The sequence below is a fragment of the Mesorhizobium humile genome (assembly GCF_033977215.1).
GTDB classification, from domain to species: Bacteria; Pseudomonadota; Alphaproteobacteria; order Rhizobiales; family Rhizobiaceae; genus Mesorhizobium; species Mesorhizobium humile.
Window position 1 is genome coordinate 16,376 of the sequence record NZ_JAVIIV010000002.1, and the last position, 18,007, is coordinate 34,382.

General features: G+C 63.5%; 17 protein-coding genes. 12 read left to right on the forward strand and 5 right to left on the reverse strand.

Going from position 1 to position 18,007, the window contains the following annotated elements; translation table 11 throughout:
• Positions 1-78: 78 nt before the first annotated feature.
• Positions 79-1,407 carry an omega-aminotransferase AptA gene (aptA, locus tag RFM52_RS02975; RefSeq protein WP_320295060.1) on the forward strand — a complete coding sequence of 443 codons (1,329 nt, stop codon included), beginning with the start codon at positions 79-81 and terminating at the stop codon, positions 1,405-1,407.
• Positions 1,408-1,505: 98 nt separating this feature from the next.
• Here aptA and RFM52_RS02980 read toward each other — a convergent pair whose 3' ends face one another.
• Positions 1,506-2,228: a TetR/AcrR family transcriptional regulator gene (locus tag RFM52_RS02980; RefSeq protein ID WP_320327831.1), complete on the reverse strand. Its 723-nt coding sequence runs from the start codon at positions 2,226-2,228 to the stop codon at positions 1,506-1,508.
• A 37-nt stretch (positions 2,229-2,265) separates the two neighbouring features.
• Between RFM52_RS02980 and RFM52_RS02985 the strand changes: the two genes are divergently transcribed.
• From RFM52_RS02985 to RFM52_RS02995, 3 genes are all read left to right on the forward strand, one after another.
• Positions 2,266-3,516 carry a Zn-dependent hydrolase gene (locus RFM52_RS02985; protein ID WP_320295062.1) on the forward strand — a complete coding sequence of 417 codons (1,251 nt, stop codon included), beginning with the start codon at positions 2,266-2,268 and terminating at the stop codon, positions 3,514-3,516.
• A gap of 65 nt (positions 3,517-3,581) precedes the next feature.
• The gene (gene hydA / locus RFM52_RS02990; protein WP_320295063.1) at positions 3,582-5,033 is read left to right on the forward strand and encodes a dihydropyrimidinase; all 1,452 of its coding nucleotides are present in this window, start codon (positions 3,582-3,584) and stop codon (positions 5,031-5,033) included.
• A gap of 2 nt (positions 5,034-5,035) precedes the next feature.
• Complete coding sequence (locus RFM52_RS02995) at positions 5,036-5,413, forward strand: hypothetical protein (RefSeq protein WP_320295064.1); 378 nt, start codon at positions 5,036-5,038, stop codon at positions 5,411-5,413.
• An 86-nt stretch (positions 5,414-5,499) separates the two neighbouring features.
• Here RFM52_RS02995 and RFM52_RS03000 read toward each other — a convergent pair whose 3' ends face one another.
• Positions 5,500-5,904 carry a cupin domain-containing protein gene (locus tag RFM52_RS03000; RefSeq protein ID WP_430699243.1) on the reverse strand — a complete coding sequence of 135 codons (405 nt, stop codon included), beginning with the start codon at positions 5,902-5,904 and terminating at the stop codon, positions 5,500-5,502.
• A 119-nt stretch (positions 5,905-6,023) separates the two neighbouring features.
• Between RFM52_RS03000 and RFM52_RS03005 the strand changes: the two genes are divergently transcribed.
• The 6 genes from RFM52_RS03005 (at position 6,024) to RFM52_RS03030 (ending at position 10,968) form a co-directional block, all read left to right on the forward strand.
• Positions 6,024-6,815 (forward strand): ABC transporter ATP-binding protein, encoded by a 792-nt coding sequence (locus tag RFM52_RS03005; RefSeq protein WP_320295066.1) that lies wholly within the window; start codon positions 6,024-6,026, stop codon positions 6,813-6,815.
• A complete protein-coding gene (locus tag RFM52_RS03010) occupies positions 6,808-7,320 on the forward strand; it encodes an endonuclease domain-containing protein (protein ID WP_320295549.1) in 513 nt (170 codons plus the stop codon). Before RFM52_RS03005 ends, RFM52_RS03010 begins: the two co-directional genes overlap by 8 nt.
• Entirely contained in the window at positions 7,321-8,199 is an 879-nt protein-coding gene (locus RFM52_RS03015) for an ABC transporter permease (protein ID WP_320295067.1), read from the forward strand.
• On the forward strand, positions 8,196-9,350 hold the full coding sequence (locus RFM52_RS03020) for an ABC transporter permease (RefSeq protein ID WP_320295068.1): 1,155 nt from the start codon (positions 8,196-8,198) through the stop codon (positions 9,348-9,350). The genes RFM52_RS03015 and RFM52_RS03020 overlap by 4 nt, the downstream gene beginning before the upstream one ends.
• Positions 9,351-9,389: 39 nt before the next feature.
• On the forward strand, positions 9,390-10,361 hold the full coding sequence (locus RFM52_RS03025) for an ABC transporter substrate-binding protein (RefSeq protein WP_320295069.1): 972 nt from the start codon (positions 9,390-9,392) through the stop codon (positions 10,359-10,361).
• Between the two features lie 169 nt (positions 10,362-10,530).
• Positions 10,531-10,968, forward strand: a complete 438-nt coding sequence (locus tag RFM52_RS03030; RefSeq protein ID WP_320295070.1) for a CHRD domain-containing protein — start codon at positions 10,531-10,533, stop codon at positions 10,966-10,968.
• 82 nt (positions 10,969-11,050) lie between these two features.
• On the opposite strand, the gene RFM52_RS03035 is transcribed toward RFM52_RS03030, so the two are convergent.
• The 3 genes from RFM52_RS03035 to RFM52_RS03045 form a co-directional block, all read right to left on the reverse strand.
• Positions 11,051-12,700 carry a thiamine pyrophosphate-binding protein gene (locus RFM52_RS03035; RefSeq protein ID WP_320295071.1) on the reverse strand — a complete coding sequence of 550 codons (1,650 nt, stop codon included), beginning with the start codon at positions 12,698-12,700 and terminating at the stop codon, positions 11,051-11,053.
• Positions 12,697-13,869: a CaiB/BaiF CoA transferase family protein gene (locus RFM52_RS03040; protein ID WP_320295072.1), complete on the reverse strand. Its 1,173-nt coding sequence runs from the start codon at positions 13,867-13,869 to the stop codon at positions 12,697-12,699. Before RFM52_RS03040 ends, RFM52_RS03035 begins: the two co-directional genes overlap by 4 nt.
• 81 nt (positions 13,870-13,950) lie before the next feature.
• Positions 13,951-14,883 (reverse strand): alpha/beta hydrolase, encoded by a 933-nt coding sequence (locus tag RFM52_RS03045; RefSeq protein ID WP_320295073.1) that lies wholly within the window; start codon positions 14,881-14,883, stop codon positions 13,951-13,953.
• Between the two features lie 249 nt (positions 14,884-15,132).
• Here RFM52_RS03045 and RFM52_RS03050 point away from each other — a divergent pair, with 249 nt between their 5' ends.
• Together RFM52_RS03050 and ettA are read left to right on the forward strand one after the other, a co-directional pair.
• Positions 15,133-16,143, forward strand: a complete 1,011-nt coding sequence (locus RFM52_RS03050) for a ribonuclease T2 family protein (RefSeq protein ID WP_320295074.1) — start codon at positions 15,133-15,135, stop codon at positions 16,141-16,143.
• A 193-nt stretch (positions 16,144-16,336) separates the two neighbouring features.
• A complete protein-coding gene (gene ettA / locus RFM52_RS03055; RefSeq protein ID WP_320295075.1) occupies positions 16,337-17,986 on the forward strand; it encodes an energy-dependent translational throttle protein EttA in 1,650 nt (549 codons plus the stop codon).
• The last annotated feature ends 21 nt before the right edge of the window (positions 17,987-18,007 follow it).

The window sequence follows — 18,007 nt, forward strand, 5'->3', positions numbered from 1 at the left end:
AATTTTGCGTAGCACGAAAACGCAGCAAAGACCAAGCGTTGGCCGCACCGAAACAGGTTACAAGGGGAAGTCTTGGTCATGTCCAACCGGCTGAAAGTCACGCCGAACGATCTCAGCGCATTCTGGATGCCGTTCACGGCAAACCGCCAGTTCAAGCAGGCGCCGCGCATGTTCGTGTCCGCCAAGGACATGCATTACACGACCAGCGACGGCCGCAAGGTGCTGGACGGCACCGCGGGCCTGTGGTGCGTGAACGCCGGCCACTGCCGCCCCAAGATCACCGAGGCGATCCAGCATCAGGCCGCCGAACTCGACTACGCGCCGGCCTTCCAGATGGGTCACCCGATCGTGTTCGAGCTGGCGAACCGGCTGGTCGACATCGCGCCGAAGGGCATGGACCATGTCTTCTTCACCAATTCCGGTTCGGAATCGGTCGAGACCGCGCTGAAGATGGCGATCGCCTATCACCGCGTGAAGGGCGAGGGCTCGCGCACCCGGCTGATCGGCCGCGAGCGCGGCTATCACGGCGTCAATTTCGGCGGCATCTCGGTCGGCGGCATCGTCACCAACCGCAAGATGTTCGGCACGCTGCTCGGCGGCGTCGACCATCTGCCGCACACGCACCTGCCCGAGAAGAACGCCTTCTCGAAGGGCGTGCCGGAACATGGGGCGGAGCTGGCGAACGAGCTGGAGCGCCTCGTCACGCTGCATGACGCCTCGACCATCGCCGCCGTCATTGTCGAGCCGGTCGCCGGCTCCACCGGCGTCATCCTGCCGCCGAAGGGCTATCTGCAGAAGCTTCGGGAAATCTGCACGAAGCACGGCATATTGTTGATTTTCGATGAAGTGATCACCGGCTTCGGCCGCCTCGGTGCGCCGTTCGCTGCGGACTATTTCGGCGTCACGCCGGACATCATGACGACGGCCAAGGGCGTGTCGAACGGCGTCATCCCGATGGGCGCGGTGTTCGTCAAGAAGGAGATCCACGACGCCTTCATGACCGGCCCCGAGCACATGATCGAGTTCTTCCACGGCTACACCTATTCCGGCAATCCGATCGCCTGCGCCGCGGCGCTCGGCACTCTGGACACCTACAAGGAAGAGGGCCTTTTGACGCGCGGCGAGGAGCTGGCGCCTTACTGGGAAGACGCGCTGCATTCGCTCAAGGGCGAGCCGCATGTCATCGACATCCGCAACATCGGCCTGATCGGCGCGATCGAGCTGGCGCCGATCGCCGGCAGCCCGACCAAGCGAGCGTTCTCGGCCTTCGTCAAGGCGTTCGAGCGCGGCGCGCTGATCCGCACCACAGGCGACATCATCGCGCTGTCGCCGCCGCTGATCATCACCAAGGGCCAGATCAACGAGCTGATCGACCATGTTCGCGATGTTCTGAGGTCGATCGACTGACAAGCCGTTGCGGACACTCCTTCCCGTCGAGGGGAGGGTGTCCGCCAAGCGGCCAGGCGAGGTCGGCGCCGACGCGCCGACTTTAAGAGCGGCGTGATTCAGGCCGGCTGCGCGCCAATGCCGGTCAGGATCACTCGCTTGATGTTTTCCTTGGCTTCGCGCCATTGCCGGTCAGAGAGCGACTTGCCGCCGTTCAGCGTCTCGATCTGGTGGCCGAAATCGGCGTAGTGCTGGGTCGTGGCCCAGAGCATGTAGAGCAGATGGCGCGGGTCCACCGGGTCCATCTTGCCCTCTTCGATCCAACGGCTGATAATTCCGACGCGGCCGTCGGTCCATTCGCGCAGCGTTGATTCCATATAGTCCTGAAGCACCGGCGCGCCGTGCATCACTTCGGAGGCCCAGACCTTCGAACCGTCCGGGTGGCGGCGCGATATTTCCATCTTGGCGTCGATATAGGCGCTGATGCCGTCCACCGGGCCGCGCGCCGCGTCGAAGCAATTGGCCGCCTGCAGCCAGATCTCGAAAATGTTCTGGACGACGGAACGGTAGAGCTCTTCCTTGGTGGCGAAATAATAGTGAAGATTTGCCTTCGGCAGCCCCGCCAGATCGGCGATCAGCTGCATCGTGGCGCCGCCGAAGCCGGCCTCCGCGAACACCTTCTCGGCGGCGAGCAGAATGGCTTTTTCATTCTCCCGCCTTATATCCTGTCGACGCATGGGACGGGTGGTTTCGCTCATGTGTTCTCCAAGATTCTCGTTGACCGCTTGGTCAGCTTGTGTAGTCTGAAAGCTGACCATACGGTCAGGATGCAAACCACTCAAGAGGCGACAAGACCTCTGGTGTAAATGGGAACCGCAAATGGCCGCACCGGGCGAAAACCTGCGAATCAATTCAGACCGCTTGTGGGATTCCATCATGGAGATGGCGAAGATCGGCCCCGGCATTGCCGGCGGCAACAATCGCCAGACCGTGACCGACGAGGACGGCGAAGGCCGTCATCTGTTCAAGCGCTGGTGCGATGCCGCGGGGCTCGAAATGGGCGTCGACGAGATGGGCACGATGTTTGCCCGCCGCGAAGGCACCGATCCCAGCCTGCCGCCCGTCTATGTCGGCAGCCATCTCGACACACAGCCGACCGGCGGCAAGTATGATGGCGTGCTCGGTGTGCTGGGCGGGCTCGAAGTCGTGCGCTCGCTCAACGATCTCGGCATCAAGACCAGGCACCCGATCGTCGTCACCAACTGGACCAACGAGGAAGGCGCGCGCTTCGCGCCGGCCATGATGGCGTCCGGCGTGTTCGCCGGCGTGCTCGACCAGGCCGATGTCTACCAGCATGTCGACAAGGACGGCAAAAAGTTCGGCGAGGAGCTCGAGCGCATCGGCTGGAAGGGCACCGAGAAGGTCGGCGACCGGAAGATCCACGCCTTCTTCGAATTGCATATCGAGCAGGGACCGATCCTCGAGGACGAGGGCATCGATATCGGCGTCGTCACCCATGGTCAGGGCCTGAAATGGCTGCAGGTGACGCTGACCGGCAAGGAGGCGCATACCGGCTCGACGCCGATGCCGAAACGCCGCAATGCCGGGCTCGGCATGGCCCGCGTGATCGAACTGGTGCACGAGATCGCCATGGACTACCAGCCCGACGCCGTCGGCGCGGTCGGCCACATGCAGGCCTATCCGAACTCGCGCAACATCATCGCCGGCCGCACCGTGTTCACCATCGACATCCGCTCACCGGAAAAGGAAGTGCTCGACGCCATGGATGGCCGCATCCGCGAAGGCATCGACACGATCTGCGATGCGCTCGACATCAAATACGAGATCGAGCAGGTCGGGCATTTCGATCCGGTCACCTTCGACAAGAACTGCGTCAAGGCGATCCGTGACGCCGCCGAGCGTCTCGGTTATTCGCATCGCAACATCGTGTCGGGCGCCGGGCACGACGCCTGCTGGATCAACCGCGTCGCGCCGACCGCCATGGTGATGTGCCCCTGCGTCGACGGGCTTAGCCACAACGAGGCCGAGGAGATCAGCAAGGAATGGGCGTCGGCGGGCGCTGACGTGCTGTTCCACGCGGTGGTGGAGACTGCTGGAATCGTCAAATGACCGACTAGAGCATTTCACCTCGCAACGCCGCTCGCAAAGAAGCGCGAAAGAACAGGGGAACAGATATGACCAAAGTCATCCGGAACGGCACGATCGTCACCGCCGATCGTACGTGGAAGGCCGATGTGCTGATGCAGCACGGCAAGATCGTTGCCATCGGCTCGAACCTGCACGGCGACCATGAGTTCGACGCGACGGGCTGCTACGTGATGCCCGGCGGCATCGATCCGCACACCCATCTCGAAATGCCTTTCATGGGCACCTATTCGGCCGACGATTTCGAATCCGGCACGCGGGCGGCACTCTCCGGCGGCACCACGATGGTGGTCGATTTCTGCCTGCCGGCGCCTCAGCAGTCGCTGCTCGAAGCGCTGCAGATGTGGGACAACAAGACCTCGAAGGCGGCCTGCGACTATTCCTTCCACATGGCGATCACCTGGTGGGGCAAGCAGGTGTTCGACGAGATGGCTCAAGTCGTCGACCGCGGCATCACCTCGTTCAAGCACTTCATGGCCTATAAGGGCGCGCTGATGGTCGACGACGACGAGATGTATTCGTCGTTCCAGCGCTGCGCCGATCTCGGCGCGCTGCCGCTCGTCCATGCCGAGAACGGCGACGTCGTCGCGGCACTCTCGCAAAAGCTTCTGGCCGCCGGCAATAACGGCCCCGAGGGCCACGCTTATTCGCGTCCGCCGGAAGTGGAGGGCGAGGCGACAAATCGCGCCATCATGATCGCCGACATGGCTGGCGTGCCGCTCTATGTCGTGCATGTCTCTTGCGAGCAGAGCCATGAAGCGATCCGCCGCGCGCGCCAGAAGGGCATGCGCGTTTACGGCGAGCCGCTGATCCAGCATCTGACGCTCGACGAGACCGAATATTTCAACAAGGACTGGGATCACGCGGCGCGCCGGGTGATGAGCCCGCCCTTCCGCAACAAGCTGCACCAGGATTCGCTGTGGGCCGGCCTGCAGGCTGGATCGCTGCAAGTGGTGGCGACCGACCACTGCGCCTTCACCACAAAGCAGAAGCGCAACGGCATCGGCGATTTCACCAAGATCCCGAACGGCACCGGCGGGCTCGAGGACCGCTTGCCGATGCTGTGGACGACAGGCGTCAACACCGGACGGCTGACGATGAACGAGTTCGTCGCGGTGACCTCGACCAACATCGCCAAGATCCTCAACATGTATCCGAAGAAGGGCGCCATAGTCGAAGGCGCCGACGCCGACATCATCGTCTGGGATCCGAAGCGCAAGAAGACGATCACGGCCAAGAAGCAGCAGTCAGTGATCGACTACAACGTCTTCGAGGGTTTCGAAGTGACCGGCCTGCCGCGCTTCGTCTTCTCGCGCGGCGAATTGTCGATCGAGGAAGCGGACGTGAAGGCCAAGGTCGGACATGGCGAGTTCGTCGCGCGTGAGCCGAACGCCGCGGTCAATCGGGCGCTGTCGACCTGGAAGGAGATTTCCGCGCCGCGCAAGGTGGAGCGGACCGGCATTCCGGCGACCGGGGTCTGACCATGCGGGCTCTTCATCTTGCGATCGCGGCGGCCACGACGCTGGCCGCCGGCCAGGCTCTCGCCGCGGGCATAGACCTCAGCAAGCCTTATGGCGACAAATATGGTTGCATCAACCGGAACGGCCAGCAAGTGGCCGCCGACAAGATGCTGCTTTTGACCGACAAGGAACTGATCACGGCGGCCAGCGCCTGCACCTTCAGCGACAGCCAAGCCCAGGCCGACGGATCGCTGGTGGTGACGGCAAAATGCGAGGCCGAAGGCGAAGAGGGACAGGCGCCGACCAAGTTCACCATCAAGCGCAGCGCGAAGAATGCGAAGAAGCTGGTGGTGGCCGACGAGGACGGCAATGTGATGGGCGAAGTCGCGCGATGCAAATGACGGCGATCCCGTCGGTTCCTGGGAGACGTATTCGTTCCGGCCGCATTTATGCGACGCCAAGCGATGCCGCTTGGCTGCAAAATGCGCTACGCAACCAAAGCATCCAGTTCCGGCAGCAGGACGACGCTTTCCTGTTCGTTGGGATCGGTGCGGGCGATGACGGCCGAGGACGGCGCGCCGCTGAGATTGGCGGGCAGATGCGGAACGCCCGCCGGAATGTAGAAGAGGTCGCCGGCCTTGACGACGATATGATGCTCGAGCCGGTCGCCGTACCAGGTGTGGACTTCGCCCGAGAGCACGTAGATGGCCGTCTCGTGGCTTTCATGCATATGCGCCTTGGCGCGGGCGCCGGGCGGCATGGTGAGAAGATGCATGCAGATGCCGGACGAGCCAACGGTTTCGGCGGCGATGCCGGCGAAATAACTCAGCCCCTGCTTGCCCTGATAGGTGCTTTCGGGGCGAACGAGATGACAGGTGGGTTTGGGCGACATCGGCAAGGCTCCGGGCGGCGTCGATCGGGTGGGACAGGACGAGTGGAAAGCAACGCTATCATAAAATCAACAGGATTGCGGACATCGCGGCAGCGGCTGCGAAAGGCAGGCTGCAGCCAATGACCGGACAGCCGCCAGCCGTCGTTTCGGCAAGCAAGCTCGGCCTCACCTTCCAGACCAATGACGGTCCGGTGCAGGCGCTCTCCAATGTCGATCTGACCATCGGCAAGGGCGAATTCGTCTCCTTCATCGGCCCGTCCGGCTGCGGCAAGACCACCTTGCTGCGCGTCATCGCCGACCTGGAAAGGGCGACATCGGGAACGATCTCCGTCAACGGGCTGACGCCCGAGCAGGCGCGCGAGAAGCGCTCCTACGGCTACGTCTTCCAGGCCGCCGCCTTGTTCCCGTGGCGCACGATCGAGCGCAACGTGGGGCTGCCGCTGGAGGTTATGGGCTTGAGCCAGGCCGAGCAGGCCGAGCGCATCAAGCGCACGCTGGCGCTCGTCAACCTGTCGGGCTTCGAGAAGAAATATCCCTGGCAGCTCTCTGGCGGCATGCAGCAGCGCGCCTCGATCGCGCGCGCTTTAGCCTTCGATGCCGACCTGCTTTTGATGGACGAGCCGTTCGGCGCGCTGGATGAGATCGTGCGCGACCATTTGAACGAGCAACTCCTCGAGCTCTGGGACAGGACCAACAAGACGATCTGCTTCGTCACCCATTCGATCCCCGAGGCGGTGTATCTTTCGACGCGCATCGTGGTGATGTCGCCGCGGCCCGGCCGCGTGACCGACATCATCGAATCGACGCTGCCGAGGAAGCGCCCGCTCGACATCCGCGAGACGCCGGAATTCCTGGCGATCGCCGCGCGCGTGCGCGATGGGTTGAGGGCTGGGCACAGCTATGATGATTGAGGGGGACGAGCTTCCTCCTCTCCTCACCGGGGAGAGGGTGGCCGGAGCGAAGCGGAGGTCGGGTGAGGGGACGTCTACGGACCCGACCAAAAGAAAGGTCGGCGCAACGGCCCGAGCCCGTGAACTCCGGATTGATGAGACCGAAGCGGAATACAGGCTTTGGGGCGAACTGAGAGGGCGGCACCTCAACGGCTACAAGTTCGTGAGGCAAGTGCCGCTGGGTCCTTTCTTCGCGGATTTTGTGTGTCGTGAGAAAGCGTTGACTGTCGAAATAGACGGTAGCCAGCATGCGGACTCATCAACCGACGCGGCGAGGACCGCCTGGTTGAACGGTCACGGCCACTCTGTGCTTCGATTCTGGAATCAGGAGGTTCTGGCCGAGCGCCGCGCGGTGCTGGATACGCTTCTAGCGGTGCTCGAGGGGCGGATACACTCACCCTCACCCGGCCTTCGCTTCGCTCCGGCCACCCTCTCCCCAGTGGGGAGAGGAGAAGGGCAGCGCTAGATGGATAGCTTCCGCTCCAAAATCATCCCCGTCACCACCATCCTCGCCGGCGTGGTGGTGCTCTGGTACGTCTTTGCCGTCATCCTCAACGCGCCGTTCCAGCGTGACCTCGACGCCAGGGCCAACGAAAGCCCCGGCACCGTCGAGTTCATCGGCAAGACGCTGTCGCAGCCGAAGCCGACGCTGCCGGCGCCGCACCAGGTGGCGGTGAATTTCTTCGAAAACACCTTCCTGCGATCCGTCACGTCGAACCGCAGCCTGGTCTACAACGCCTGGGTGACGCTGTCGTCGACGCTGCTCGGCTTTGCCTTTGGCACGGCGCTCGGCATCGTCATTGCGGTGGGCATCGTGCATGTGGCGACGCTCGACCGCAGCCTGATGCCGTGGATCATCGCCTCGCAGACCATTCCGATCCTGGCGGTGGCGCCGATGATCATCGTGGTGCTGGCGGCGATCGGCATCACCGGACTGATCCCCAAGGCGCTGATCTCGACCTATCTGTCGTTCTTCCCCGTCGCCGTCGGCATGGTGAAGGGCCTGCGCTCGCCGGAGCTCATGCATCTCGACCTCATGCACACCTACAATGCTAGCGCCTCGCAGACCTTCTGGAAACTGCGCGTGCCGGCCTCGGTGCCGTTCCTGTTCACCTCGATGAAGGTGGCGGTGGCGGCAAGCCTTGTCGGCGCCATCGTCGGCGAGCTGCCGACAGGCGCGGTCGCAGGCATCGGCGCGAAATTGCTCGCGGGCGCCTATTACAGCCAGACCATCGATATCTGGTCGGCGCTGGTCGCGGGCTCGATCGTCGCGGCGCTGCTGGTGATGGTGGTGGGTATCGCCGGACGCCTCGTCGATCGCGCCATGGGCGGGAGGCCGGCATGAGCTGGTTGAAACCATCCTGGCAATCGGTGCTGGCGATTGCGCTGTGCCTCATCGCCTTCGCGCTCGGCGCAATGACAAAGCCCGAAGCCGCCGCGCTGGCGGAGCCGGCCACGACGCTGGCCTATCCCTATATGAGCGCGAAGGGGCTGATCATCGGGTTGCTGCTGATCGCAGCGCTGGTTTCGATGGTGAAGCTCACCCCGATCGTTGAAGCCGCCGTGCTGTTCGCCGGCGCTCATGTTGCCGCCTGGCTGCTGATCAAGGGCATAGCCGGTTTCGAAGGCACGGCGCTGGCGCCGTATTTCCTGGTGCTCGCCGCGGCCTGGCTGCTTGCCTGGCGCTGTGTCGCCTTGCTCTCTTCGCTACGCCCCACGCAGGGCTGGGCGAAGACTGCGCTGCGGCTGGTCATCCCGGCGATCTTCGGCGCCTGGATCCTGATCATCTGGGAAGCGATCACACGCGGCGCCGGCATCCCCTTTATCCTTTTACCGCCGCCGAGCGCCATCGGTGCGCGCTTCGCCAATTCGCTGCCGATCCTGGGTGCGGATGTGCGGCAGACGATCTTTAAGGCGGTGCTGATCGGTTACATCGTCGGCAATCTCGCCGGCTTCATCGTCGCCATCCTTGCCGACCGCGTGCCGTTCCTGCGGCGCGGGCTGCTGCCGATCGGCAACATGGTCTCGGCGCTGCCGATCATCGGCGTGGCACCCATCATGGTCATGTGGTTCGGTTTCGACTGGCCGTCCAAGGCAGCGGTCGTCATCATCATGACCTTCTTCCCAATGCTGGTGAACACGGTCGCCGGGCTCGCCGCATCCGGGCATATGGAACGCGACCTGATGCGCACCTATGCATCGGGCTATTGGCCGACCTTGCTGAAGCTCAGGCTTCCGGCGGCAATGCCGTTCATCTTCAATGCGCTGAAGATCAACTCGACGCTGGCACTGATCGGCGCCATCGTCGCCGAGTTCTTCGGTACGCCAGTGGTCGGCATGGGATTCCGCATTTCGACGGAAGTCGGGCGGATGAACATCGACATGGTGTGGGCCGAAATCGCAGTTGCAGCACTTGCGGGTTCGGTCTTTTATGGCGTGGTCGCTCTCATCGAGAGAGCCGTCACGTTTTGGCATCCCTCTGTCCGAGGTGGATAGGGGCGGTGGGTTTGGGTGCTAACTTCAGAGGGTAAAAACATGAAAAGACTGCTGATTTCTGCTTTGGCCGGCGCCATGTCGCTGGCCGCCTTCCAGGCGATGGCCGCCGACAAGGTGACATTGCAACTGAAATGGGTCACGCAGGCCCAGTTCGCCGGCTATTATGTCGCCAAGGCCAAGGGCTTCTATGACGCCGAAGGGCTTGACGTCGATATCAAGCCGGGCGGCCCTGATATCGCGCCCGAGCAGGTGATTGCCGGCGGCGGCGCCGACGTCATCGTCGACTGGATGGGCGGCGCTCTGGCCGCGCGCGACAAGGGCGTGGGGCTCGTCAACATCGCCCAACCGTTCAAGAAGGCGGGCATGGAACTGGTCTGCCCCAAGGCCGGCCCGATCAAGACGGAAGCCGACTTCAAGGGCCATACGCTCGGCGTCTGGTTCTTCGGCAACGAATATCCGTTCTACGCCTGGATGAACAAGATCGGTCTCAAGACCGATGGCGGCCCGGACGGCGTCACCGTGCTCAAGCAGAGCTTCGATGTGCAGCCGCTGATCCAGAAGCAGGCCGACTGCATCTCGGTCATGACCTACAACGAATACGGCCAGGTGCTGGACGCCGGCTACAAGCCGGAAGACCTGGTCGTGTTCAACTACTCGGCGATGGGCAACGACCTGCTGGAGGACGGGCTCTACACGCTTGAGGACAAGCTCAAGGATCCGGCCTTCGAGGACAAGATGGTGCGCTTCGTGCGCGCCTCGATGAAGGGCTGGAAATACGCCACCGAGAATACCGACGAGGCGGCCGGGATCGTCGTCGACGCCGGCGGCCAGGATGAGAACCACCAGAAGTTCATGATGAAGGAAGTGGCCAAGCTGATCGACAATGCCGACGGCAAGCTGATCCCGGCCGCTTACGAGCGCACCGCCAAGGCGCTGCTCGACCAGAAGATCATCAGCAAGGAAGCGAGTGGCGCCTACACGACCGCGATCACCGACAAGGCGATCAAGTAAGATCTGCGCTCAACGCAGGAGTTGGAAAGGGGCGGGCGACCGCCCCTTTTTCGTTGGTTGAGGTAAAATAATTGTGCGCGCAGGGATACAAAGCGCCGCCCAGCCGTTTCAGTGACGCATCCGCGCGCTGGGGAGCCGTGCAGGATGCTGCCATCAACGGAGGTTCTTCATGCGCATCCTGTCCGTGCCGATGCTTTCGGCCTTAGCCGTTTCGACCGCCTTCCTTCTCGCATCGCCAGCCATGGCCGAGACTATGAAGTTCAAGGCGACGCTCGACGGCAGCCAGCAGAGCCCACCCGTGACGACCAAGGGCAAGGGCACCGCGACACTCACTTTCGACACAACCAAGAAGAAACTCAGCTGGAACGTCAAATATTCCGGCCTCAGCGGGCCGGCAGTTGGCGCCCACATCCATGGTCCGGCTGATATGGGCGCAAACGCGGACCCCGTCATTCCGTTCAAGAACCTGAAAAGCCCGATCAAGGGATCGGCGACGCTGACCGACGCGCAAGCGGCCGACCTCGAGGCCGGCAAATACTATGTCAACGTCCACACCGCCAAGAACAAGGACGGCGAGATCCGCGGCCAGATCGAGAAGGCGATGTAAAGACGCAAAAGGGGCGGTTCACCGCCCCTTCCACCTCCAAACATAGCGCAGCCGGCAGAAAGGCAGCAGGCTGCCTTTCGCCTTAGCTCCTGTCGCGGATCTGCGTCAGTGTGCGGGTCGGCGTGATCGCTTCAGGATCGAGCCTGATCTCGACGATCGCCGGCTTGCCGCTGGCGCGCGCGCGTTCGAAGGCCGGCGCGAAGTCGGCGGTTTTTTCCACTGTTTCGCCATGGCCGCCATAGGCGCGGGCAAGTGCGGCGAAGTCCGGGTTCTTGAGATCTGTGGCGACGACGCGACTCGGATATTCCCGCTCCTGATGCATGCGGATCGTGCCGTAGATGCCGTTGTTGATGACGATCACGATGATCGGCAGGTCATACTGGACAGCCGTCGCGAACTCCTGGCCGTTCATCAGGAAGCAACCGTCGCCGGCGAAGGCAACCACGGTGCGATCCGGGAACAGCGATTTGGCGGCAACCGCGGCTGGCGTGCCGTAGCCCATCGAGCCGGACGTGGGCGCCGCTTGCGTGCCGAAGCGGCGGTTGCGGTAGAAGCGATGCACCCAGGTGGCGTAATTGCCGGCGCCGTTGGTGAGGATGGCGTCTTCCGGCAGGACCTTTCCGAGATAGTCTATGATCGGGCCCATCTGGACGGCGCCGGGGCCGGTCTGGGGCGGCCTCGACCATTCGAGATAGGCGGCGTGCGCCTTTTCCGCCTCGGCCGCCCAGGAAGGCCTGACGGCAGGCTTGCGCTTGGCGAAGGCCTCGACGAAAGCGGCGGGCGAGGCGTTGATGGCTATCGTGGGCCGGTAAACGCGGCCGAGCTCGCCGGCATCGGCATGGACATGCACCAGCGCCTGGTCGGGGTAAGGGCTTTTCAGCAGCGTGTAGTCGGAAGACGGCATCTCGCCCAGGCGGCCGCCGATTAAAAGCACGACGTCGGCCTGCTTGATCCGCTCCGCCAGCTTCGGATTGATGCCGATGCCGACATCGCCGGCGTAATTCGGATGCAGATGGTCGAACAGCATCTGGCGGCGGAAGGAGCAGCCGACCGGCAGCGACCAGGTCTCGGCGATCGCGCGCATATGCGCTACCGCTTCCTCGTTCCAGCGCGTGCCGCCGAGAATGACGAAAGGACGCTTGGCGTTGCTCAGCAACATCTCCAGCGCATCGAGCTCGGCTTCGCCGGGGCGGGTTTCGACCGGCGTGTGCGGGAGCGCTTCCGGAGCCTCGACCTCGCTGGTCAGCATGTCCTCCGGCAGCGAGATGACCACCGGGCCAGGACGGCCCGACGTCGCGACGGCGAAGGCGCGCGTGACGAATTCGGGGATGCGCGCGGCATCGTCGATCTCGACCACCCATTTGGCGATGTCGCCGAAGAAGCGCTTGTAGTCGACCTCCTGGAACGCCTCGCGCTCCTTGGCGTGGCTGGCGACCTGGCCGATGAACAGGATCAGCGGCACCGAATCCTGCATGGCGATGTGGATGCCGGCCGAGGCATTGGTGGCGCCGGGGCCGCGGGTGACGAAGCAGATGCCGGGCTTGCCGGTCAGCCGTCCCTGGCAGTCGGCCATCATTGCGGCGCCGCCTTCCTGGCGGCAGACGATGGTGCGGATCGCGGAATCATGCAGGGCGTCGAGCACCGCGAGATAGGATTCGCCTGGAACGCAGAAGATGCGGTCGGTGCCGTTCGCTTCGAGCGCCTCGACGATCAGTTGTCCACCGGTCTTCATTTTGCTCTCTCCAGTTCGGCAAGGATTTCGTCCGTGTGCTCGCCGAGGCGCGGCGAGGGTCGCTCATAGACGAGCGGCGTGCCCGACATCACCATCGGCGCGCGCACCGAAGGCAGGCGATTGCCGTGGCCGTCGTCGAGGTCGAGGCGCATGCCGCGCGCGACGGTCTGCGGGTCGGCGAACATCTGGCCGATCGTGTTGATCGGGCTTGCCGGCACGCCGGCGGCTTCCAGCTTGGCGAGCAGCGGGTCGCGGTCGAACGTCGCCAGCGTCGCGACGATCGTCTCGCGCAGCGTCACGCGGTTGGCGACGCGGGCAGGGTTGGTGGCGAAATCCGGATTGGCGGGCAGATCGGCAAGGCCGACCGCGGCGCAGAACTTGCCGAACTGCCCGTCATTGCCGACCGCGAGGATGATGTGGCCGTCCCTGACCGGCAGGACCTCGTAAGGGGCGATGTTCATATGCGCATTGCCCATCTGCACCGGCGACTTGCCGGAAACCAGATAGTTGAGGTTCTGGTTGCCGAGCGCCGAGATCTGGCTGTCGTACAACGCCATGTCGATATGCTGGCCCTCGCCGGTGTTCTCGGCATGGCGAAGTGCTGCCTGGATGGCGATCACCGAATAGAGGCCGGTGAACAGATCGGAGATGGCGACGCCCGCTTTCTGTGGTTCGCGGCCGGGCTCGCCAGTGATCGACATCATGCCGGCCATGGCCTGGATGATGAAATCGTAGCCGGCGCGCGGCGCGTAAGGGCCGTCCTGGCCGAAACCGGTGATCGAGCAATAGACGAGGCGCGGATTGATCGCCTTCAGGCCTTCGTAGTCGAGGCCGTATTTCTTCAGTCCGCCGAGCTTGAAGTTCTCGATCAGCACGTCGGCGGTGGCGACCAACTTGCGCAGCGTGTCGGCACCCTCGGGCCTGGAGAAATCGATGGCGATCGAACGCTTGCCGCGGTTGCAGGAATGATAGTAGGCGGCCGAGAGGTTCTCGCCGTCATGGCTCATGACGAAGGGCGGGCCCCATTTGCGGGTGTCGTCGCCGCCGTCGGGGCTCTCGACCTTGATGACATCGGCGCCGAGATCGGCAAGCAGCTGCCCGGCCCACGGACCGGCCAGGATGCGGGCAAGTTCGATAACGCGGATGCCTTTCAGCGGGGGTTCGGCCATGGATCACCGTGTTCCAACGAAACGCAGGCTCTAGCAACCCGCACCGGCCCTGTCACGACCCATACGATAGGCCACGCCGGATCAGGATTTCAGCACGCCGTCCGCCCAAGCGGCGAAATCATTCATGACGGTGTCGCGGTTGATCTCGTTCAGGCTTTCATGGCGGGTTTCGGGATAAACCTTTGAAACCAGATTCGAAAAGCCCATTGCCTGCATGCGCTTTGCCAGCTGATGGACCGCCTTGCCGTAATCCGACGCAGGGTCCTTCTCGCCGCCGACAAGGTTAACGAAGAGGTCGCGCCGGACGCCGGCAAAGCTCTGGTCCTTGCCGCCGTGAAGCGCCATGTCGACCACATCGCGCCACATCGAGACCGAAGCATCCCAGCCGCAGAGCGGATCGGCGACATATTTGTCGACCTCGATCGGGTCGCGCGACAGCCAGTCGAACAAGGTTCGGTGATTGGGCACCGCCTTGCCCCAGGCCTGGAAGGTGAGCTTGGGCAGAAGGCGCGACGGCACGTCGGAACCCAGCCGCATCCGCTCCCAGCCGAGGATCAGCAGCGCCAGCTGGCCGAGCAGGCCTTGCGAGAAATTGCCGTTCCAGATCGCGGCGGCATGGACACGCTCGGAGTGGCGCAGCACGAAGTTGAGCGCGACCGAGGCGCCCATGGAATGGCCGAACACGATCACCGGCAGTCCCGGATGCTCCGAGGCGATCAGGTCGTGAACGGCGTCGACATCGGCGATCACCTTGGCGATGCCGCCGCTATCGGCGAATTTGCCGAGCGGGGCGTCGGCTGCCTTTGTCGCGCCATGGCCGCGATGGTCATGGACATAGACGTGGAATCCACGCTCGCTCAGGAAATCGGCAAAGCGGGCATAGCGCGCCGCATGCTCGGCCAGGCCATGGTTGATCTGGACCACGGCGCGCGGATTTCCGGCGGCCTGTTTTATATAAAGGTTGAGCTCGGCCTTCGTCGGTGACGCCAGGCTCGTCTTTCTGTCGAATGGCATGTCTCGCTCCCTTGGCGACTGTTGGGCGAGGCTTTTGCCGGCGTCAAGTGCGCGAGCGCGCGTTTGCCGATATGTTACGCCGGCATTCCGTCATCGCGCGGAGGTGCTAAGCGTGCTTGCGGACACGCCGATGGACGCGGTGAGCTGGGGATTGTTTTTTCGCGCGGTGAAAAAAGATCGCAATTCTGACACGCCGGCTGTTCTAGTGTGACGAATCCAATACGGTTCAATAATCGCCGGGAGAGCGGGATGCGGGTTTGGGCATTGTGGGGTTCGATGGCGCTGGCTTTGGCCAGTGCCGGCGTGGCGCATGCCGACGTGAAGATGAGCGGCACTTTCGTTTCCGACAGCGCCTGCCCGGCGACGCAGGCCATCAAGAGCGGCAAGAACCCCGGCAACATCTCGACCGAAGCCGGGAAGAGCTACGAGCTGCTTGCCGGCAACAAGGACGAGCCCACCCATTATCTCATCCAGGTGCCGGGCGCCGATCCCGAACGGCGCTGGGTGAAGATCAACTGCGGCCATGTCACGGGCGGCAGCGCGCAGACGACCCCGGCGCCCTCCGGCCAGACCAAGCCGTCATCGCCTGCCTCCGGAAAACCCGAATATGTCTTTGCGCTGAGCTGGCAGCCGGCTTTCTGCGAGACCAAGGCAAGCAAACCCGAATGCAAGGCTCAGAACCCAAGCGAGTTCGACGCTTCGCACTTCACGCTGCACGGGCTGTGGCCACAGCCGAACGGCAATTTCTATTGCCAGGTGTCGGCGAGCGACAAGGGCAATGACAATCCGTCGCATTGGGGAGACCTGCCGCCGGTCGATCTCGACGCCAACACGCGCGCCGAACTCGACCAGGTGATGCCGGGCACGGCTTCCAAGCTCGAGCGCCACGAATGGATCAAGCACGGCACCTGCTACGGCAAGAGCCAGCAGGAGTATTTCTCCGACGCGCTCAACCTGATGCGGGCGGTGAACGCGTCCGCGGTGCGCGACCTCTTCAACAAGAACATCGGCAAGCAATTGACCTCGGATCAGATCCGCGGCGCCTTCAACGAGGCTTTCGGCGCCGGCGCGGGAGATCGGGTGCGCGTGTCCTGCCTGGTCGACCCGTCGAGCGGCCGGCGCCTGATCGGCGAATTGACGCTCGGCCTGTCCGGCCCGATCGGCCCGGACAGCAAGCTTGCCGACCTCCTGATGGCATCGGCGCCGACAGCCAAGGCCGGTTGCCCGAAGGGCACGGTCGACGCGATCGGTTTCCAGTAGGCGGCGGTTTTGGTCAAACCGTCTGGGGTTAGGCTGCGACGAAAAGCTGTGGACCGACTTGAGGGGCGCAAACCGGCGAATGCGCGCGGATTGGCCGTCGCACGCCGAAAGCGATTGCCGTTCGGCGCTTCATCGCCTACATAGCGCGCAACCCCCATCCACCTTGACACTTCAGTTTCCAAGGAAAGCGCGCGTGGCTCGCCAGTTCATCTATCACATGTCCGGCCTGTCGAAGGCCTATGGCACCAAGAAGGTGCTCGATAACGTTCACCTGTCCTTCTATCCGGACGCCAAGATCGGCATCCTCGGTCCCAACGGCTCGGGCAAGTCGACGATCCTGCGCATCATGGCCGGGCTCGATAAGGAGTTCCAGGGCGAAGCCTGGCTGGCAGAAGGCGCCACCGTCGGCTATCTCCCCCAGGAGCCGCAGCTCGACCCAAGCAAGACCGTGATGGAAAACGTCATGGAAGGCGTCGCCAGGAAGACGGCTATCATCGAGCGCTACAACGAACTGATGATGAACTATTCCGACGAGACCGCGGATGAGTCCGGCAAACTCCAGGACGAGATGGATCGGCTCAACCTGTGGGATCTCGAGCAACAGGTCGAGATGGCGATGGATGCGCTACAGTGCCCGCCAGGCGACTCCGAGGTGACCAACCTGTCGGGCGGCGAGCGCCGCCGCGTCGCGCTTTGCCAGCTTCTGCTGCGCCAGCCCGACCTGCTGCTGCTCGACGAACCGACCAACCATCTCGACGCCGAGACCACGCAGTGGCTGGAAAAGCACCTGCGCGACTATCCGGGCTCGGTGCTGATCATCACCCACGACCGCTACTTCCTCGACAACGTCACCGGCTGGATCCTCGAGCTCGATCGCGGCCGTGGCATTCCCTACGAGGGCAACTACACCAAATACCTCGACGCCAAGGCCAAGCGCCTGATCCAGGAAGGCCGCGAGGACGACGCCCGCCAGAAGTCCATCTGGCGCGAGCGCGAATGGATCCAGTCATCGCCCAAGGCGCGCCAGACCAAGTCCAAGGCGCGCATCAAGGCCTATGAGGAACTGGTCGAGCAGTCGCAGAACCGCAAGCCGACCGACACGCAGATCGTCATCCCCTCTAGCGAGCGCCTCGGCAATGTCGTCATCGAGGTCGAAGGCCTCAACAAGGGCTTTGGCGACGAGCTCCTGATTGAGAACCTGTCGTTCAGGCTGCCGCCGGGCGGTATCGTCGGCGTCATCGGCCCGAACGGCGCCGGCAAGACGACGCTGTTCAAGACCTTCACCGGCCAGGAAAAGCCGGATGCGGGTTCGATCCGCATCGGCGAGACGGTCAAGCTCGGCTATGTCGACCAGAGCCGCGACGCGCTCGATCCGAACAAGACTGTGTGGGAAGAGATCTCCGGCGGCGCCGAAGTCATCAAGCTCGGCAAGCACGAGGTCAACAGCCGCGCCTACTGCTCGTCCTTCAACTTCCGCGGCGGCGACCAGCAGCAGAAGGTCGGTAACCTTTCGGGCGGTCAGCGCAACCGCGTGCATCTGGCCAAGATGCTCAAGGGCGGCGGCAATGTGCTGCTGCTCGACGAACCGACCAACGACCTCGACACCGAGACGCTGGGCGCGCTGGAAGATGCGCTTGAAGCCTATGCCGGCTGCGCCGTGATCATCAGCCACGACCGCATGTTCCTCGACCGCATGGCCACGCATATGCTCGCCTTCGAGGGCGATGCGCATGTCGAATGGTTCGAAGGCAATTTCGAGGAATATGAGAAGGACAAGCTGCGGCGCCTCGGCGCCGAAGCGGCGACCCCGCACCGCATGACGCACAAGCGGCTGACGCGGTAGCATCGGTCCGAAGGGGCGGCG